Genomic DNA, 17,765 nt, shown 5'->3' with positions numbered 1-17,765 from the left:
GTATCCTGTCCCTAATTGCCTCTTTTAATATCTTTAAAACAACTAATCTTCAGTAAAACTTGGCAACATCACACCATAAAATTGTTTAATTTTAGCTTAAAACCTAATCATGAGAAGTGTTTTTCTTTTATTTTTCTTCACTTGTTTTTTGTCTTATGGTCAAACAACTTATACTCCCGATGCCGCCGTGCGAAAAGAGGTTGCCAATGCCCTTTGGGAGGAACTTAAAACAAAAACCCCTGCCATAGGGCTAACCGTGATGGAACGATTGATTAAGAGCGAAGAACTATTTCGGTTATATGAAAATCTTACCTCCAAGTATGACATGCAACCGTACGAAATAGGAATAATAGTAGGAGTTGTGGAAGATATTTGTGCAGAAATAAGCACAGGGAACATAATTAGGGACGGGAACTCCGTTGAGAATATTAATAAAATGAAAGCCTATTATAAAACGAACGGGATTGATGAGGATCTGGATAACACGGCAAAACAAAAAAAGTATGATGAATTGATTTTAAGAGCCATTTGGCTGGGGTCCATCAATGAACTTGAGAAAAAGAATAGCGCTGTTGCCAAAGCAATGGCAAACGAACTTTTAGAAACCTATAGTTTAGCTGCGATTTCAAGTGTCAATAAAGATGCAACCACGTTAGTTCAAGCTCCAAAAGCGATTGCAATCCCTACAAAAACGGTCAATAACATTGATTTCAATAACAAAAATTTAAAAGACGTGGTGATGATAACCAAAACATCCTACGGTTTGGGGGGCGTATATGTTTCAAATAAGGTGTATGCCCTTTTTGCCAATGGTGAATGTTTATACGAACCATCTAAACCTTTGGAAACGTTGGATGTTGCTGCTTCAAAAAGGGAAAACCCCAAGCATTGGGACACATGGGAAATAAAGAATAATGTTTTTTACTTAACCGATAGTGGGGATGGAGATGTTTCCGATTGGAAAAACTGGTTCAAGGTGCGTCCTGCCAAAAACAATTTTGTACTGAATGGTACATTTAAAACCTCTGACCCTTTCACGGGAGGTACTATAATTAATTCCAGTATTGTTTATTTTGATGCTCAAGGACGTTTTGAATGGAAAACTACTAAAGGGGGTATTGGTGGTTGGAGACCGGTTTTAGTCAATAAAAATAGTTCTGGCACTTATAAAATTGAGAATAGGACAATCAAGTTAAATTACGGTAACGGCACCACAGAGTCGTTATTTTTTGGTTTATATCCTAAAGACGACATACATTTTATAATTGGTAGTAGTCATTTTGTTCCTGTTCGGAAGTGATTGTTAATGATAACAAATCATATTCTTTAGGATTTTAACTATTTTCGCATCCAAATAAAATTTGAGTAAAATGTATAAGTCGATTATTGTATTAATGGTATTTCTTTCTGGTTTTTTCAGTTTTGCCCAAAAGAAAAAAGACCTCATTGAAGAAGTTGCACAGCTAAAGGCAAATGCAGTTGAAATGCAGGCACAACTAAATGCAATAGCCAAAGCGAAGGAGCTGGACTTGCAGGACACTTTACAAAACTTTAGCTATGCTTTTGGCATTAGTATTGGCAGTAACCTAAAAACGGTAGGTTTTGATTCCCTATCCTATAATGCCTTTTCCATGGCGTTGGAAGATGCGTTTAAGGGCAAAGAAAAGATGCAAATCCAAGATGCGCAAATGCTTATAAAACGTACAATTCAAGCAAAACAGGAAGAATTGGCCAAAGTGCAAAGCGCCGAAGGTGAAAATTTCTTGGAAGAAAACGGAAAAAGACCTGAAGTAGTAACTACCAAAAGTGGGCTGCAATACGAAATTCTGACTAAAGGAGAAGGTGACATTCCAAGTTCAACGGACAGGATAAAAGTGCACTACTTGGGAACCCTCATCGATGGAACTGTATTTGATAGTTCTATAAGACGGGGCGAGCCTGCTACTTTTGGAGTTACTCAAGTAATTCAAGGCTGGACCGAAGCCTTGTTATTAATGCCTGTAGGCTCTAAATGGAAGGTGTTTATCCCACAAGATTTAGCCTACGGTCCAAGAGGTGCAGGTGAAATTCCCCCTTATGCTGCATTGATATTTGAGATGGAACTGTTAGGGATTGAGGAATAGGTAAATTTATCCCCCTATTTTTTAAATACGTCTAAATTAATAGATTACTCAATCAAAAAGTTTTTGGTAGCGCTGACTATCCTGCCATCTAAGGTGAGTCCTTCAATTTGGATAGCATATACGCCTGGCTCGTCCCCAGTGAAAAAACTAAGATCGGAGTTATGGTTTTTGTCAAAACTAAAATTGGGTTCCCAATGTAGGGTAGTCCTATAGTCCCTTTGCAGGTGTTTAGGCTCGGGCTTGTCATAATCGGGGCTATAAAACTCCCTTTTTTTATGAAATCCATTTATTTTAAAATTAGTAATACCGGGGCGACGTGTCTGAACAGATTCATCAATACCCAAATCAACATAGGAGTACATAGCAACAACCCCGTTAGCGGCTCTTACACCATACATGGCAGCATTTGCCCCCATAAGTACATCTATAAACATAATTTCGTTTGCCATCATGGCGGAAGCCGGTGCTCCGATTTCCATGCCATCCAAAAGAAAAAGAGGTGAGTTAGATCCAAGCAAACTTGAGCTCCCCCCCCTAATGACTACCGATTGATTAGGATATGTTCCTACGACTTGAACACCAATCACATTTCGTATCAAATCAAAAGCACTGAGATAATCCGATCCCGGTATGGAATCCTCGAAAATTCTTGCGTCAGGCTCTCTATGAATGGTTAACTTATTTATCCTTTCTTCAATAATCTGTTTGCGTGTCTGTTTTTTTTGACCATCAACGGTGACCTCGTCCAGTTTTATCACCTCTGGGTCGTATTTTAAATTCTGAACTTTTTGGTTATAGGCCTGTTCCAAGTATGTATCGGGAAAGGTGGTATTGGATATTGTATTCCCAGAGATGTTTTGATTGATTAAGGAAGGCTTAGGAAAACTATCTTTTAGATAAATTGCCAGTTCGTTTTCTTTCTTTTTTGCTGATATGTTTATGGGTTCCGCTGTGACTAAAGCTTTTACGGAATCCTGAAAGATAAATGGGCCAAAACTAAAATCTCCTTGACGATTCGTCGTTTTTTTTGTCTGGTAAATATCCTCCCCCAAAACGTTAAAACTTACAGCGGATTCCTTAGGTTGATATTTGTTTTTAAAACTGGTGATTTTACCTTCTACCATGATTCCCTTTTCAGGTTTGAACATTAATCCTTTGTCTACCCGATTGGCCAACATATCTTCCCATACAAATCTTCGCCACCCATGGGTGAGCATCAGAGCGTCTAGAAGATATCTTTTTTTAGCATTTGTACCATCAAAGAAAAAATTGGCATCGGGAACCGTCCCTCCCATATCAGAGTTTAATAATAGCCAGCTTTTAATGGTACTTGGTGCATTTACAGAAATACTTTCCGCCGCAATAACACTTGCCGTAAGGTTCCCTAAAACAGGCTCCTTTCCATTGTGATCGATAGCCAGGTTCAACGATACCTTTTCCCTTAGTGAATAGTTGCTCTTGTTCGCATTTATTGAGAGCTTCAAATCGTTTAAGGGGTTATCGATAAAAACCAATCTTTCGCAAACAGGCTCTCCGGTCGCAGTAAAAAGTGTAAAATGAGCCACACCATCCTTCATTTTATCCGTAAAAAGTTTAACGGTATATTTTTTACCCTTGGATTTTTCAATACGTTGAAAAAAGACTTCGCCCTTTACGTGGCCTACGAGCATACTTCCGTAAAGTCCTTCCTCTACATTGGTAGCCACATCGATTACTAGAAAATTGTCTGTGTCCCTGCTGCTTAAAGTGTTTCCCTTTGGGACGGGAATTGGTAAAGGATATATTTCTTCTTTACCATTAACAATCACACGCGCGCGATGGTTTTTGTTGATATCGGGAATAAAAGTTCCCTTCCCCAACCCAAAGTCATAGGTTTCAAAGGTAGAAACTACCTGATCGGATTCATCCAGTATGTCCCCCTTCAGAGCGATGCCGTTTCCTTTGGCCGTGGTTGCTTTGATTCCAATCACACTTATCAGACCCGAAACAAGGTCACCACCCTCTGGAAAAAAGGAAATCAATGGTCTTTCCTTTATGACCGAATTCGTTGCGATAGGCACTACTTCATTTTCTAACGTTTCAGGCACCGTGCTTGCATTTATTGCCGTCTTAATGCTTATTTGTTTGGTATGGAAAATCGGGGTTTTCTCATTTAGCATATATTTGGTGAACGCATGTAGCCGGTAATCCCCACCTTTAGCGGTCTCCGGTATTTCAATAGTTCCATCGCCCCCTGAATTCTTAACAAATAATTTTTGTTGGGTTATGACACTATCTTGGGAATTTAATAATTCAACGTAAATAACATTGCTTTTTTGGGAATCTGTGAGGGTCGCCCCATCAAGAAGAAAAACCTTGTACCAGATAGTTTCCCCATTTATGTACAAGTCTTTGTCCGTTTTTATATATGTTTTTTCTGGGCTTTTGTTAGCACTATAGGTTGCAAGTTTACCAAGAATATTTTGGAACCTTGGATTCTCTTGACCGTAGCAGTTCAGGTGAAGAAACAGCAAGGAGACAAAGGATATATAGGTAATAAGGTAGTTATATTTCATCTGGTAATAGAATTTACAATGCAAATTCAAGTTATACTATTTAGTATAAATATCCAGTTACTTTAACTTTGATTTATAACATCTGTTTTGACGCAATTATCTATTTCAAATGAAATTACGACCAATTTTAATATCCCAGCTTCTCCCGAACGCGTTCCAAAACCCCATCAGCTATTTTTTTAGCTTTTTCGGCTCCTAAGGCCAAGGCTTCGTCTACTTCGTTCAAATGATTCATATAATATTCGAACCTTTCACGAGGCTGATCAAACTTGTTCTGAATGACCTCGTATAAGGCTTGTTTGGCATGTCCGTAGCCGTAGTTTCCCGCTAGGTAATTGGCACTCATTTCTTCTATCTGTGGCTGTGACGCCAATATTTTGTAAAGTGCAAATACGTTGTCGGTATTCGGGTCTTTGGCATCTTCCATGGGGGTGCTATCGGTTTGGATGCCCATGATCTGTTTGCGCAGTTTTTTATCTGTTTGGAAAAGGTTTATTAAATTTCCTTTACTCTTACTCATTTTAGCGCCATCGGTTCCTGGAACATACATGGTTTCTTCTTGTACCTTGCCTTCAGGTAATACAAAGGTATCGCCTAATTGGGCATGGAATCGGGAGGCCACGTCGCGTGTCATTTCTATATGTTGCATTTGATCCTTTCCTACAGGTACAATATTGGCATCGTATAACAGTATATCCGCCGCCATGAGCATAGGATAGGTAAAAAGACCGGCATTTACGTCCTCCAAACGATTCTGTTTGTCCTTAAAAGAATGTGCTAAGGTCAATCGTTGGTAGGGAAAAAAGCAACTGAGGTACCAAGAAAGTTCCGTTACTTGCGGCACATCACTTTGGCGATAGAATACGGTCTTTTCAATATCCAACCCAAACGCCAACCAAGTGGCAGCGGTGGCATAGGTATTGTTTCTAAGTTCGTCCCCTTCTTTTATTTGGGTTAGGGAATGCATATCCGCAATAAACAGAAAGGATTCGTTTTTTGGGTCTTGCGCCATCTGTATGGCGGGTATTATAGCACCAAGGATGTTACCTAGATGTGGTGTCCCTGTACTTTGTATACCTGTTAATATTCTAGCCATTTGCTTTTTGTAATAAGGAAGCAAAGGTAAAACAAATCAAAAAATAACTATCAAAATCCCTACTTTTGATTCATGCTCAAAATGATTAAAAGTATAGGCCATGTGTTATACCGCATTTGGTTTTATGTTTTGGTGGCAATACCTATTCTCCTTTTTTTTCCCATATTGTTAGTATTTGCCTCAAAAGAGACTTGGTATCCCCAGTTTTTTTGGATGGCACGCAATATGTGGGCGAAGCCAATCCTATACGGTATGGGCTGTCTGCCAAAAGTAGTTTATGAACAGCGATTGGTTAGCGGACAGAGTTATATGCTGGTTGCAAATCATACGAGTATGTTGGATATCATGTTGATGCTCTATGTGAGTAAAAACCCCTTTGTATTCGTTGGCAAGAAGGAGTTGGTCAACATACCGTTATTCGGATTTTTCTATAAACGGGTCTGTATTTTGGTCGATAGAGAAGACACACGCAGTAGGACTGGTGTGTATCGCAGGGCACAGAAAAGACTCAATCAAGGCTTAAGCATCTGTATTTTCCCGGAAGGAGGGGTGCCGGAAGAACATATTTTATTGGACAAATTTAAGGATGGGGCTTTTAGAATGGCAATTGCTCATAATATAGCGGTAGTACCCATAACTTTTTACGATAATAAAAAACGGTTTTCTTTTACCTTTTTTAGTGGAGGACCGGGCATTAGTCGTGCAAAAGTGCATGAGTTTTTTGAAACAGGTATCTTGGCGCAGAGCGATACATCTACCTTACGCGAAGAGGTGCGGGAGGTAATTTTATCGGATTTAATCTTAAGTCTTAAAACCTAAAACTAAGTCCGCTGTAAACCCCTACGGTATATGGGTTAAACGTACCATCCGTTTCAGAAAAAGTATTTAACTGATATTTGAATACCGGCTCAATGTTCAAATGAATGTTACGAGAAAACTTGTAGTTGACGCCAAGACCAAAATTAGCGCTAAAATTAAGGTCGTTTACATTGTTTGCTTCACCCATTTCCGTAGTAAGGTTACCTGAGGTTAAGGCTACGGAATTATCCACTAAAAAAAGTGAGCTTACACCACCAATCACATTTAAACCAAACTTATTGTCTAAAAGGGCATAATTTAATTCTAAGGGTATTTCTAAATATCCCATCTGTTGTGTCATGAAACCTTCCCTTTCGATATTTTGGGAGGAAGAAAAGTCGATCGAATTCGTCGGTGCCTGCTCGCGAGCACTACCTCCAGGTTTACTGGATACAACCAAGTTTTTAGAGGTTGCTCTGTAATTTATGTTATCTATTTGCCCATTTGTAGTAGCCAATGGTGAGGAAGAAAATGCAATATCATTGGTATCGTAACCAAAGTCTACCTTATGAATACCTGTGCGTACGCTAAGTTTTGAACTTAGTTCGTATCCAACCGATACCCCATAACTCATATTGATATTACCGGACTTGGCATTTGGTACAAAAATGGAGTGCACGGAAGAGCCTTCACCGATGGCATTGAAATAAACTGGGGCTACACTTGGCCCGGCAGACCATTTTTTCGTGGGTGTTTCAGCAATAGCTTCCACTTTTTGGATTTCTATTTCATCAAAAATTGATTTTTTGTTAGTTGAAAGTATACTATCACTTTTTTGCTCTTTTTCGTTCAACGCTACTTGAGTTTCGGTTTTTTCCGAGCCTATTTGTCCAGTAATGTTTGCATTGGGCAACTCGTTTTCAACAGCCTTATTTTGCTTGGAATCGCTATTGTTCGTTGCAACTGCAGTTTCGTTGCTGTCCTTTACTATCTTTTTATTGCCCTTCAAATTTTGTGCGGGTAGCGATTTTTCGGATGATTGTTGTACCGCTTCTTTAGTATCGGCAACGTCGATTTCCGATTTTAAGTTGGCCTTGTTGATATCCTTATATTTTTCGCGTTTATCTTTACTCGTTTGAGGTGAGTGCACTATGGCTTCATTCTCTTTGGACCATTTGACACCCGGAATAGTTTTATTTTTTTGGCCTTGGTTACGTGAACCTTTTAAAGAGTCGTCTTTTGAATCCGTGGTGGTTGCAACCTGTACTTCGGGTTGCTCGGAAACGGAATGGGATTCCGTATCAGTAGCAAATTCAATGGAATCCTCGCTGTGTGGGTTCAAATCCAATTCTTTAGTGGCATCACCGGATGTTTTAATAGTGTCCGTTTCTTTTTGCTCAATATCTGTTATGATTTGATCCGTGTTGCCTTCTTGATTAAATGGGTTAAAAATAAGGAGTCCAACCACTAATGCAGCTGCGATACCACCAAGTGACCACCACAGCGGAAGTATTCGTTTCTTTTTCTTTTTGTTCAGCGAGGCTTCAATAGAAGCCCAGACCCTATCGTCGGGAACTTCTTTGAAACCCAAGAACTTGTCTCGGAACAGTTCGTCTAGTTTCTTTTTGCTCATCTTTTTAAGCTTTATTCTTTTGTCGATTCCTGAGAATCAAAAGCAATTTCCCAATACCATGGCAACGCCTATGATGGATTGGAAAATCTTTGTTTCAATTTTTTCTTTCAACAGCATTCTGGCACGTGCAAGATTCGATTTTGATGTGCCTGCCGTTGTTCCTAATAATTCACCAATCTCTTTATGTGTGTGCCCATCTAACACATAAAGGTTGAATGTGGTTCTATACTTGTTCGGAAGCTCTTGAATATACTTTAACAAAGTCTGCAAAGGGATATCGTCATCATTTGTATCTAGTTCTACCGCTTCTTGCGTATTTTCATTTACCACACTCAAATACTCTTCTTTCCTATATTTTTGTAATACCGTGTTTACCGTTATACGTTTCATCCAACCTTCAAAAGACCCTTTGGAGGAAAATTGACCTATTTTTTCATATATGGTCATAAAACTATCGTGCAGACTATCTTCTGCTTCTGTTTTATTGTTTGAATATTTTAAGCAAATACCGTAGAGTATACTAGAATAAGTATGATACAGTTGGGCTTGCGCCTGTCTGTCGCCTTTTTTACAATGCAGTATGAGTTCCTCTTGACTCACTTAAAATGGGTTGGTTCGGTATTTTAGTTTACGGGCACATCTACCTCTAGAAATAATAGTTCGCCCTCACTATTTTCCCCTTGATAAAATCTAAAGGTATAGGGTTGGTCATGGATAACGGTAAATTTAAAAGAAGCTTGTGCTTCAATTGTTTCTTCCGTACAGCCTGCTTGATCTGTTCTCACAGAGCCAACGGCAATAACGTTTCTTACCGTAGTATCTTCTTGGGTAACTTCAAAACCATCAAAAAAGGAACAGTTGTTAGGTAGGGTATAGTCTACCAAAACCTCATAGGTTTCATTTAAGTCAAACGACTCAGGTAATACGGCATTGTTTATACGTAACGTGGCAAAATGAAAATTTTGACCATCGTCGTCGTCAAGAGAGCAACCCCCTAACAGAACCCCTGTACAAAATAGCAGGAGCATCAGTTTTTTCCTCATCATAGCACTTTGTTTTTAGTTTTAAGATGAAAATTGTGCGCAAGGGTTGCGTGCAGGACTAAAAAATTAGAAAATAAATAAGGGTATTTAAGAGTTTATTGCTTTTATGGCTTCCCGTATTTTACCTTCCAATTCTTCAAATAGCTCTGGATTATCTAGCAGTAGAGCCTTTACGGCATCTCTACCCTGACCAAGTTTGGTGTCTCCGTAGCTAAACCAAGAACCTGCTTTTTTAATGATCTCATATTCAACACCAAGGTCTATAATTTCCCCAACTTTAGAAATGCCTTCACCGTACATAATATCGAATTCGGTAGTACGGAAAGGTGGAGCTACTTTATTCTTCACAATTTTGACCCTGGTCTTGTTTCCCTGTACATTACCATCTGTATCTTTTATTTGTGTAGACCTTCTGATATCTATTCTAACCGAAGCATAGAATTTAAGTGCATTACCACCGGTTGTCGTTTCCGGGTTGCCGAACATAACACCTATTTTTTCCCTTAGTTGGTTAATGAAAATTACGGTACAATGTGTTTTGCTAATAGAACCGGTTAGTTTTCGCAGTGCCTGTGACATTAAACGTGCGTGTAATCCCATTTTAGAATCGCCCATTTCACCTTCAATTTCACTTTTAGGCGTTAATGCGGCAACTGAATCTATAACTACAATATCAATAGCTCCCGACCGAATCAAATTATCCGCAATTTCCAATCCTTGTTCTCCATTGTCAGGTTGGGAAATAATTAGATTATCGATATCTACCCCTAATTTTTCGGCATAAAAACGGTCAAAGGCGTGTTCTGCATCAATAAATGCTGCTATTCCACCATTTTTTTGAGCCTCTGCTATAGCATGTAGCGTTAATGTTGTTTTACCTGATGATTCCGGACCATAGATTTCGATGACCCTTCCACGAGGATATCCCCCAACACCCAAAGCAATATCAAGTCCTAAGGACCCTGAAGGAATTACCTCTACATCGGCAACAACGCTATCCCCCATTTTCATAACAGCACCTTTTCCATAGGTTTTGTCCATTTTGTCAAGGGTAAGTTTAAGGGCTTTTAATTTTGCTTCTTTTTCAGAACTCATAGTGTATGATTTTTAAATATTCAGGATAACAATTGGCTTATACAGATTAGAACTTTTGTAAAGTTTTTAGCAAGTGTGCGTTTTTAAGGCGACACAGCTTATCTTTCAAAAAGCCTTTGAATTTTATGGATTGCTAAATTAACATTTCTTTTTTTTAAATGATTGTTGTAATGTCAAATTTGTTATCGGGTATATGATTTAAGACCCGATATGGGATTTTAGACAAGTATTTAGTGAAACAATTTGGAATGATTGATCGGTCTACGGGCAGAAAGGCTTTTTAACATAAAAACAAGAAATTACAATGTCCCAATTCTAAGAAGCTCGAAAATATAATTAAGCTTACGCAACCCTTTTGTACAATAGCCATCTATTAGGCATAGTATTGGTTAATGACATTAGTGTTGTTGTTCACAAACAACGCACTGTTTGGTGGCCATCTCCTTTAAAGTAGGCTAAATGTTGCTATGAAGAAGAAAAATGGAATGGCCCATAAAGAGTCTTGAGAAGTCAAGACTCTTTTTAGTTTAGGGCCTATGATTGTTCAACAAATGATATTTAAGTTCAATTTATACTACCTTTGCCCTTTAGAATATTCTTTAACTTAAACATTGGTATAGCATGCAACTGTACAATACATTAAGTGCGAAGGAAAGAGCTGCTTTAATAGCGGAAGCCGGCAAAGAACGTCTTACGATCTCTTTTTACCAATACGCACATATTGGAAACACATCCATATTCAGAAATCATTTATTTATTCATTGGAATGCCCTTGAGGTTTTGGGACGTATTTACGTCGCACATGAGGGTGTTAATGCTCAATTATCCGTACCTGCGGATAATTTTGAAACGTTTAAGACGCATTTGGATAGCATCTCCTTTTTGCAAGGTGTACGCCTGAATATTGCCATTGAACAAGACAATATGTCTTTTTTAAAATTGAAGGTAAAAGTGCGACACAAGATTGTTGCAGACGGACTTAATGATGCTTCTTTTGACGTTACGGATAAGGGGGTTCATGTTAATGCTCTGGAGTTTAACCAACTCATAGAAGATCCGGATACCGTACTGGTGGATATGCGAAACCACTATGAAAGTGAAATAGGTCATTTTAAAAACGCCATTACACCAGATGTAGATACTTTTAGGGATTCTTTGGATATCATAGAAAATGATCTGGCAGATTGTAAAGAAGATAAAAAATTGGTCATGTACTGCACCGGAGGCATCCGCTGTGAAAAGGCCAGTGCCTATTATAAGCATAAAGGGTTTAAGCAGGTTTACCAACTGGAGGGTGGAATTATTGAGTATGCCAGACAGGTAGAAAACCAGCGGTTAGAGAACAAGTTCAAAGGCAAAAATTTTGTGTTTGATCACCGCCGTGGTGAGCGAATTTCGGAGGATATAATTGCCAGTTGCCATCAATGTGGCGCGCCCTGTGACGAACATGTGAATTGTGCCAACGAGGCCTGTCATCTATTGTTCATACAATGTCCTTCCTGTGCCGATAAAATGAACGAATGTTGTTCCGATGATTGTAAGACGGTACATGAGTTACCTTTTGAAGAACAGAAAGCATTGCGAAGGGGTAAAACAGTGAGTAATTTGATCTTTAAAAAAGGACGCTCCGAGGTTCTAAAGTTTAAGAAGTAGCTTTTGCCTAAAGACCAAAGTCACCTCAACCTCACTTTCACTTCACATTAAAAAAATAGTATCTTTACATTTAAGATTTAGTTTTTTACGAACCTTAATCCAAAAAACAACTTGTTTTTTGGAGTCAATATATATAATATGGGGTGTAGCAGTTGTTCTACCGGTACGGATGGACAACCTAAGGGATGCAAGAATAATGGTACTTGCGGTACGGATGGTTGCAATAAATTAACAGTTTTCGATTGGCTTTCTAATATGTCACTTCCTAATGGGGAAAAACCCTTTGATTTTGTGGAGGTACGATTTAAAAATAGCAGAAAAGAGTTCTTTAAAAACACAGAAAATCTTTCGCTTTCTATTGGAGACGTGGTTGCTACACAGGCCACATCTGGTCATGACATTGGTATGGTTACCTTAACAGGCGAGCTCGTTCGTGTACAGATGAAGCGAAAGAAGGAGGATTTTAAAAAAGAAGATTTTCCTAAAGTATACAGAAAGGCCTCCCAAAAAGACATCGATATCTGGCAGAAATGCAGGGATAGGGAAGAGGAAATCAAAAAGCGTGCGCGCGAAATCGCCATTATCCTGCAGTTACAAATGAAGATTTCTGATGTGGAGTTTCAGGGTGATGGCTCGAAGGCTACTTTTTATTACACTGCAGAAGATCGGGTAGACTTTCGCCAACTTATCAAGGATATGGCCAAGGCTTTTGGGATTCGAATAGAAATGCGACAAATAGGCTACAGGCAGGAGGCACAGCGCTTAGGGGGTATTGGCTCTTGTGGCAGAGAACTCTGTTGTTCTACCTGGCTTCATGATTTTAGGTCTGTTAGTACCTCTGCGGCGCGATACCAGCAATTATCTTTAAATCCCCAAAAACTGGCAGGACAATGTGGCAAGCTTAAATGTTGTCTAAATTATGAGTTGGATGTTTATTTGGATGCCTTAAAGGATTTCCCATCGCAAGAAACCAGATTGTTCACAGAAAAAGGACTTGCCTTTTGTCAAAAAACAGATATTTTTAAGCAATTATTATGGTTCTCCTATAAAGATGAACCTTCCAATTGGCATGTGCTTTCCAAGGACCAGGTTAATGAAATTTTAGATAAAAACAAGAAAAAGGAAAAGGTAGTCAGCTTAGAGGCATACGCTGTTGACAATGTAATAGAAGAAAAAGTGGTTTTTGAAAATGTTGTTGGGCAGGATAGTCTTACGCGTTTTGATAAGCCAAAGAGCAAGGGCAACCGAAACAACAGAAACCGAAATCGGAATAAAAATAAAAGTAAAAGTAAAGCCAATAGTGCTGCTAGTGGAGGGAGAAATAGGAATAATAACAACAGAAGAAAGAAGAATACGAACAGAAATCCAAAGCCTAAAAATGAATAGGCTTATTTATCTTTTAGTATGCACAAGTATGCTGATATCCTGCACAGATACGCCGGTCGTTTCCGAATACAAAAGTATAAGTGGAGCAGTTTGGAACAAGGACGATGTTAAGGAATTTACCTTTTCTAAAATGGATTCCCTACAAGGTTACGACGTTTTCATCAATGTTAGAAATGACCAAAATTTCCCATACAGCAATCTTTTTTTAATCGCTTCGTTAAATACACCGGAAGGTGAAGTAGTCCAAGACACCCTGGAATATAATATGGCCTTACCAGACGGGACGTGGCTTGGAAAGGGTAGTGGTAGTATTAAAGAGAATAAATTATGGTATAAGGAAAACATCGTTTTCCCTACTTCTGGCGTATATACCTTAGAGCTTTCACATGCAATGCGTAAAAATGGAAACGTTTCCGGGGTCGTAGGACTAGAAGGTATTACGGACGTAGGCATTGAGATAACAAAAAACAATCCATAGTTCAATGGCAAAAACGGTTAAAAAGGAAGAGTCCAAAGGGTTTTTTAAATATATAAAATGGTTCTGGATACTATTTGTTTCAGGAATTGCGCTCTTCGCATTACTTTTTTTATCGGCTTCTTGGGGTTTCTTTGGGGAGTTACCTCCTTACGAGTATCTAGAAAATCCACAAACCAATTTAGCATCACAGATAGTTTCTTCTGATGGGGAGCTCCTTGGTAAATTTTATTTGGATGATAATAGAACAGATGTAACCTATGATGAGCTCCCAGAAAATCTGGTCAACACACTCATAGCAAGTGAGGATATCCGTTTTAGAGAGCATTCTGGTATAGATGCCAGAGGAACGCTAAGAGCTGCTTTCTTCTTAGGAAAACGTGGAGGAGCGAGTACCATTACACAACAATTGGCACGTCAACTTTTTGTAGGTGTAAGATCAAGAAATAAATTTGAGACCATTCAGCAAAAATTAAAGGAGTGGGTTTTGGCAACGCGTTTGGAACGCAGTTATACCAAAGAGGAAATCATCGCCATGTACCTTAACATTTATGACTTTGGAAACAACGCTGATGGTATTCGTTCCGCATCCCGAATTTACTTTGGTAAAGAACCAAAGGACCTAAAGGTAGAAGAATCTGCTATGTTGGTAGGAATGCTTCAGAATTCATCACTTTTTAACCCATTACGAAGAGAGGAAATTACCCTGAACAAACGAAATATCGTTTTAGGACAATTGGCACGTTACGATTATATTACCGAGCAGGAAAAAGATTCGCTACAAGGCCTAAGAATGGATATCAATTTTAATCCAGAAAGCCATAGAGAAGGTTTAGCTACATATTTTAGAATGTACTTGCAACGCTTTATGAAGGGTTGGATAGATAAGAATCCAAAACCTGCCAGAGAAGGAGAGCGAGACCGTTACAATCTGTATTTAGATGGATTGAAGATATATACGACTATAGATTCTAGGATGCAATTAAATGCAGAAGAAGCGGTCTCAGAACACATGGAACGCCTACAGACCGAATTTTTTGTTCAGAACACGAAAGAACGAAATCCTACAACCCCGTTCTTAGACTTGACTACCGAGGAAACCGATGGTATCATGGAACGTGCCGTTAAAACCTCGGAACGGTGGCGTAAAATGAAGGATGCCGGAAAATCTGAAAAGGAAATTAGGGAGTCCTTTACCAAAAAAACGGAGATGACCGTTTTTGACTGGAAAAGTGATACACGTGAGAAAGATACCATACTTACACCTATGGATTCAATTCGGTACTACAAGACGTTTCTGCGGGCTTCCATGATGTCTATGGAACCACAATCCGGTCATGTAAAGGCTTGGGTAGGAGGTGTAGATTACAAACATTTTCAATACGATAATGTGATACAAGGTGCACGGCAGGCAGGTTCAACCTTTAAGCCTTTTGTGTATGCCGCAGCTATAGATCAATTGAGATTGTCCCCTTGCGAGACTTTGCCGGATATACTTTATTGTATTGAGCCAGGTAGGCACGGGAATATGGAAGCATGGTGCCCAAGAAATTCAGATTTTAAATTTTCTGGGAAAGACATGACCTTAAAATACGCCTTAGCGAACTCGGTGAATACTGTAACAGCCCAATTAATAGATAAAGTAGGGCCTAAGTCGGTCGTATCCATTGTAAAAAACTTAGGCTTCACCAATGAAATTCTACCTGTTCCTGCGATCGCTTTGGGTACAGAATTAGTTAATGTCTACGAAATGGTAGGTGCGTATGGTGCCTTTGCCAACCAAGGGGTATATGTAAAACCAGTAATGGTTACTAGAATAGAGGATAAAAACGGGACGGTGCTTTATGAGTATGTGCCGGAAACAAAAGATGTATTGAGCAAGGAGGTTTCATATGCTATGGTAGACTTAATGAAGGGCGTTACCCAAGGGGGATCGGGCACCAGACTACGCCATAGTTACAACAAGAACAATACCGTCTATAAAGAGGTAGTTACAGGATATCCTTATGAGCTTACGAACCCTATTGCCGGTAAAACCGGGACTACCCAGAATAATAGTGATGGTTGGTTTATGGGCATGGTACCTAATTTGGTGACTGGTGTTTGGGTAGGTGGGGAAGAACGTTCCGTCCACTTTAAAAATATCCTTTATGGTCAAGGCGCCACCATGGCCTTACCTATTTGGGGGTTATACATGAAAAAGAATTATGCAAATGAGGAGTTGGGTGTTTCCAAAGAGGATTTTGAGAAACCCGAGGATATGTCAATTCAGACAGACTGTGTAGAATTCAATGAAGACCAACAAAAGGATGTTGATATTGAAGAAGATTTAGATGATTTAGATTTTTAATGCTGATGGACTAAATGCTGTAATAGCATATATTTAAAGTAATGACCCCGCAGAATGCGGGGTCTTTTTTTGGGAATACATTAATAATAGCTGTAAATTAGACAGACAATAATTAATGGTGTTATGATACGAAAAACTGTCGCCGATGTACATGAAGCCTTAGCCGGTGTAAAAGATGGAATGACCTTAATGTTAGGCGGTTTTGGTCTATGTGGTATTCCGGAGAAGGCTATCGCACAATTGGTAGCTTTGGGCGTAAAAGATATTACCTGCATTTCTAACAATGCCGGTGTTGATGACTTTGGTCTAGGATTACTATTGCAAAAACGTCAAATTAAAAAAATGATTTCCTCCTATGTTGGAGAGAACGATGAATTTGAGCGCCAAATGTTAAGTGGAGAATTGGAAGTAGAGCTAACTCCACAGGGAACCCTTGCGGAAAAGTGTAGGGCGGCCCAAGGTGGTTTCCCGGCTTTCTTTACACCGGCAGGTTTTGGCACGGAAGTAGCCGAAGGAAAGGAAACCCGTGAATTTAATGGTAAAATGTATGTGTTGGAAGAGGCCTATAAGGCCGATTTTGCCTTTGTAAAGGCGTGGAAAGGTGATGAGGCAGGAAATCTTATTTTTAAGGGTACCGCAAGAAACTTTAATCCTGCCATGTGCGGAGCGGCCACAATTACGGTTGCAGAGGTAGAAGAATTGGTACCTGTTGGTAGTTTAGATCCTAATCAAGTACATATTCCTGGAATCTTCATTCAGCGCATATTTGAAGGAGAATCCTATGAAAAGAGAATTGAGCAACGAACCGTAAGACAAAGGATATAAGCGATGTTGGACAAAAATGGAATTGCAAAAAGAATTGCACAGGAAGTAAGGGACGGATACTATGTGAACCTTGGAATAGGCATACCTACTTTGGTAGCCAATTTTGTAAGGGAGGATATTAGTGTAGAGTTCCAAAGTGAAAATGGAGTTTTGGGTATGGGGCCTTTTCCTTTTGAGGGCGAGGAGGACGCGGATATTATTAATGCTGGGAAACAGACGATTACCACCTTACCTGGCGCATCGTTTTTTGATTCCGCTCTCAGTTTTGGCATGATACGGGGTAAGCATGTAGACCTTACCATTTTGGGTGCAATGGAGGTTGCCGAAAATGGCGATATTGCCAATTGGAAGATCCCTGGCAAAATGGTGAAAGGAATGGGAGGAGCTATGGATTTGGTCGCTTCCGCCGAGCAGATTATCGTAGCAATGATGCATACCAATAGGGCTGGCGATTCAAAATTGTTAAAAGCGTGTTCACTTCCCTTAACCGGAGTAGGTTGTGTGAAGAAAATAGTAACTAACCTAGCGGTTTTGGACATAACCCCTGCGGGATTTGTATTGCTAGAGCGTGCTCCTGGTGTTTCTGTGGAAGAAATTAGGGCGGCAACAGAAGGGACGCTTATTATAAAAGGAAAAGTGCCCGAGATGGTTTTGGATTAAAAAAGCTGTGTGTTTTATCGATAAAAGGAAGCACCTAAAGATTTTCACAACATTTTATGACAGGTTGGCAACA

Annotated in this window: 15 protein-coding genes; 9 read left to right on the top strand and 6 right to left on the bottom strand. The window is 39.4% G+C overall.

What is annotated here, in order from left to right; genetic code table 11:
- Positions 1–109: 109 nt before the first annotated feature.
- Both MS6x_RS09755 and bamJ read left to right on the top strand, forming a co-directional pair.
- Positions 110–1,300 (top strand): hypothetical protein, encoded by a 1,191-nt coding sequence (locus MS6x_RS09755; protein WP_482607095.1) that lies wholly within the window; start codon positions 110–112, stop codon positions 1,298–1,300.
- A 70-nt stretch (positions 1,301–1,370) separates the two neighbouring features.
- A complete protein-coding gene (gene bamJ / locus MS6x_RS09750) occupies positions 1,371–2,123 on the top strand; it encodes a BamJ family beta-barrel-assembly machinery protein (protein ID WP_482607094.1) in 753 nt (250 codons plus the stop codon).
- A gap of 44 nt (positions 2,124–2,167) precedes the next feature.
- Here the strand turns inward: bamJ and MS6x_RS09745 are convergent, their stop codons facing one another.
- Positions 2,168–4,678, bottom strand: a complete 2,511-nt coding sequence (locus MS6x_RS09745) for a TonB-dependent receptor plug domain-containing protein (protein WP_482607093.1) — start codon at positions 4,676–4,678, stop codon at positions 2,168–2,170.
- Between the two features lie 127 nt (positions 4,679–4,805).
- Entirely contained in the window at positions 4,806–5,774 is a 969-nt protein-coding gene (trpS, locus tag MS6x_RS09740) for a tryptophan--tRNA ligase (RefSeq protein WP_482607092.1), read from the bottom strand.
- A gap of 72 nt (positions 5,775–5,846) precedes the next feature.
- Here trpS and MS6x_RS09735 point away from each other — a divergent pair, with 72 nt between their 5' ends.
- Positions 5,847–6,593, top strand: a complete 747-nt coding sequence (locus MS6x_RS09735) for a lysophospholipid acyltransferase family protein (protein WP_482607091.1) — start codon at positions 5,847–5,849, stop codon at positions 6,591–6,593.
- Here MS6x_RS09735 and MS6x_RS09730 read toward each other — a convergent pair.
- The 4 genes from MS6x_RS09730 to recA form a co-directional block, all read right to left on the bottom strand.
- Positions 6,583–8,205 (bottom strand): outer membrane beta-barrel protein, encoded by a 1,623-nt coding sequence (locus tag MS6x_RS09730; protein WP_482607090.1) that lies wholly within the window; start codon positions 8,203–8,205, stop codon positions 6,583–6,585. The two genes, MS6x_RS09735 and MS6x_RS09730, sit on opposite strands and share 11 nt — an antisense overlap.
- Before the next feature lie 36 nt (positions 8,206–8,241).
- Positions 8,242–8,805, bottom strand: a complete 564-nt coding sequence (locus tag MS6x_RS09725) for an RNA polymerase sigma factor (RefSeq protein ID WP_482607089.1) — start codon at positions 8,803–8,805, stop codon at positions 8,242–8,244.
- Positions 8,806–8,828: 23 nt separating this feature from the next.
- Entirely contained in the window at positions 8,829–9,251 is a 423-nt protein-coding gene (locus tag MS6x_RS09720; RefSeq protein WP_482607088.1) for a hypothetical protein, read from the bottom strand.
- A gap of 84 nt (positions 9,252–9,335) precedes the next feature.
- Positions 9,336–10,343 (bottom strand): recombinase RecA, encoded by a 1,008-nt coding sequence (gene recA / locus MS6x_RS09715; protein WP_482607087.1) that lies wholly within the window; start codon positions 10,341–10,343, stop codon positions 9,336–9,338.
- Between the two features lie 621 nt (positions 10,344–10,964).
- Between recA and trhO the strand changes: the two genes are divergently transcribed.
- The 6 genes from trhO (at position 10,965) to MS6x_RS09685 (ending at position 17,692) form a co-directional block, all read left to right on the top strand.
- Positions 10,965–11,996 carry an oxygen-dependent tRNA uridine(34) hydroxylase TrhO gene (gene trhO, locus MS6x_RS09710; RefSeq protein ID WP_482607086.1) on the top strand — a complete coding sequence of 344 codons (1,032 nt, stop codon included), beginning with the start codon at positions 10,965–10,967 and terminating at the stop codon, positions 11,994–11,996.
- 138 nt (positions 11,997–12,134) lie between these two features.
- On the top strand, positions 12,135–13,382 hold the full coding sequence (locus MS6x_RS09705) for a PSP1 domain-containing protein (RefSeq protein ID WP_482607085.1): 1,248 nt from the start codon (positions 12,135–12,137) through the stop codon (positions 13,380–13,382).
- Positions 13,375–13,860 (top strand): gliding motility lipoprotein GldH, encoded by a 486-nt coding sequence (locus MS6x_RS09700; RefSeq protein ID WP_482607084.1) that lies wholly within the window; start codon positions 13,375–13,377, stop codon positions 13,858–13,860. The genes MS6x_RS09705 and MS6x_RS09700 overlap by 8 nt, the downstream gene beginning before the upstream one ends.
- A 4-nt stretch (positions 13,861–13,864) precedes the next feature.
- The gene (locus tag MS6x_RS09695) at positions 13,865–16,207 is read left to right on the top strand and encodes a penicillin-binding protein 1A (RefSeq protein WP_482607083.1); all 2,343 of its coding nucleotides are present in this window, start codon (positions 13,865–13,867) and stop codon (positions 16,205–16,207) included.
- 123 nt (positions 16,208–16,330) lie between these two features.
- The gene (locus MS6x_RS09690; protein ID WP_482607082.1) at positions 16,331–17,032 is read left to right on the top strand and encodes a CoA transferase subunit A; all 702 of its coding nucleotides are present in this window, start codon (positions 16,331–16,333) and stop codon (positions 17,030–17,032) included.
- A 3-nt stretch (positions 17,033–17,035) separates the two neighbouring features.
- The gene (locus MS6x_RS09685; RefSeq protein ID WP_482607081.1) at positions 17,036–17,692 is read left to right on the top strand and encodes a 3-oxoacid CoA-transferase subunit B; all 657 of its coding nucleotides are present in this window, start codon (positions 17,036–17,038) and stop codon (positions 17,690–17,692) included.
- Positions 17,693–17,765: the final 73 nt, after the last annotated feature.

The organism is Maribacter sp. MS6 (assembly GCF_056839185.1).
Note: the sequence above shows the minus strand (reverse complement) of the source record. Positions and strands in the feature narration are given on the sequence as shown.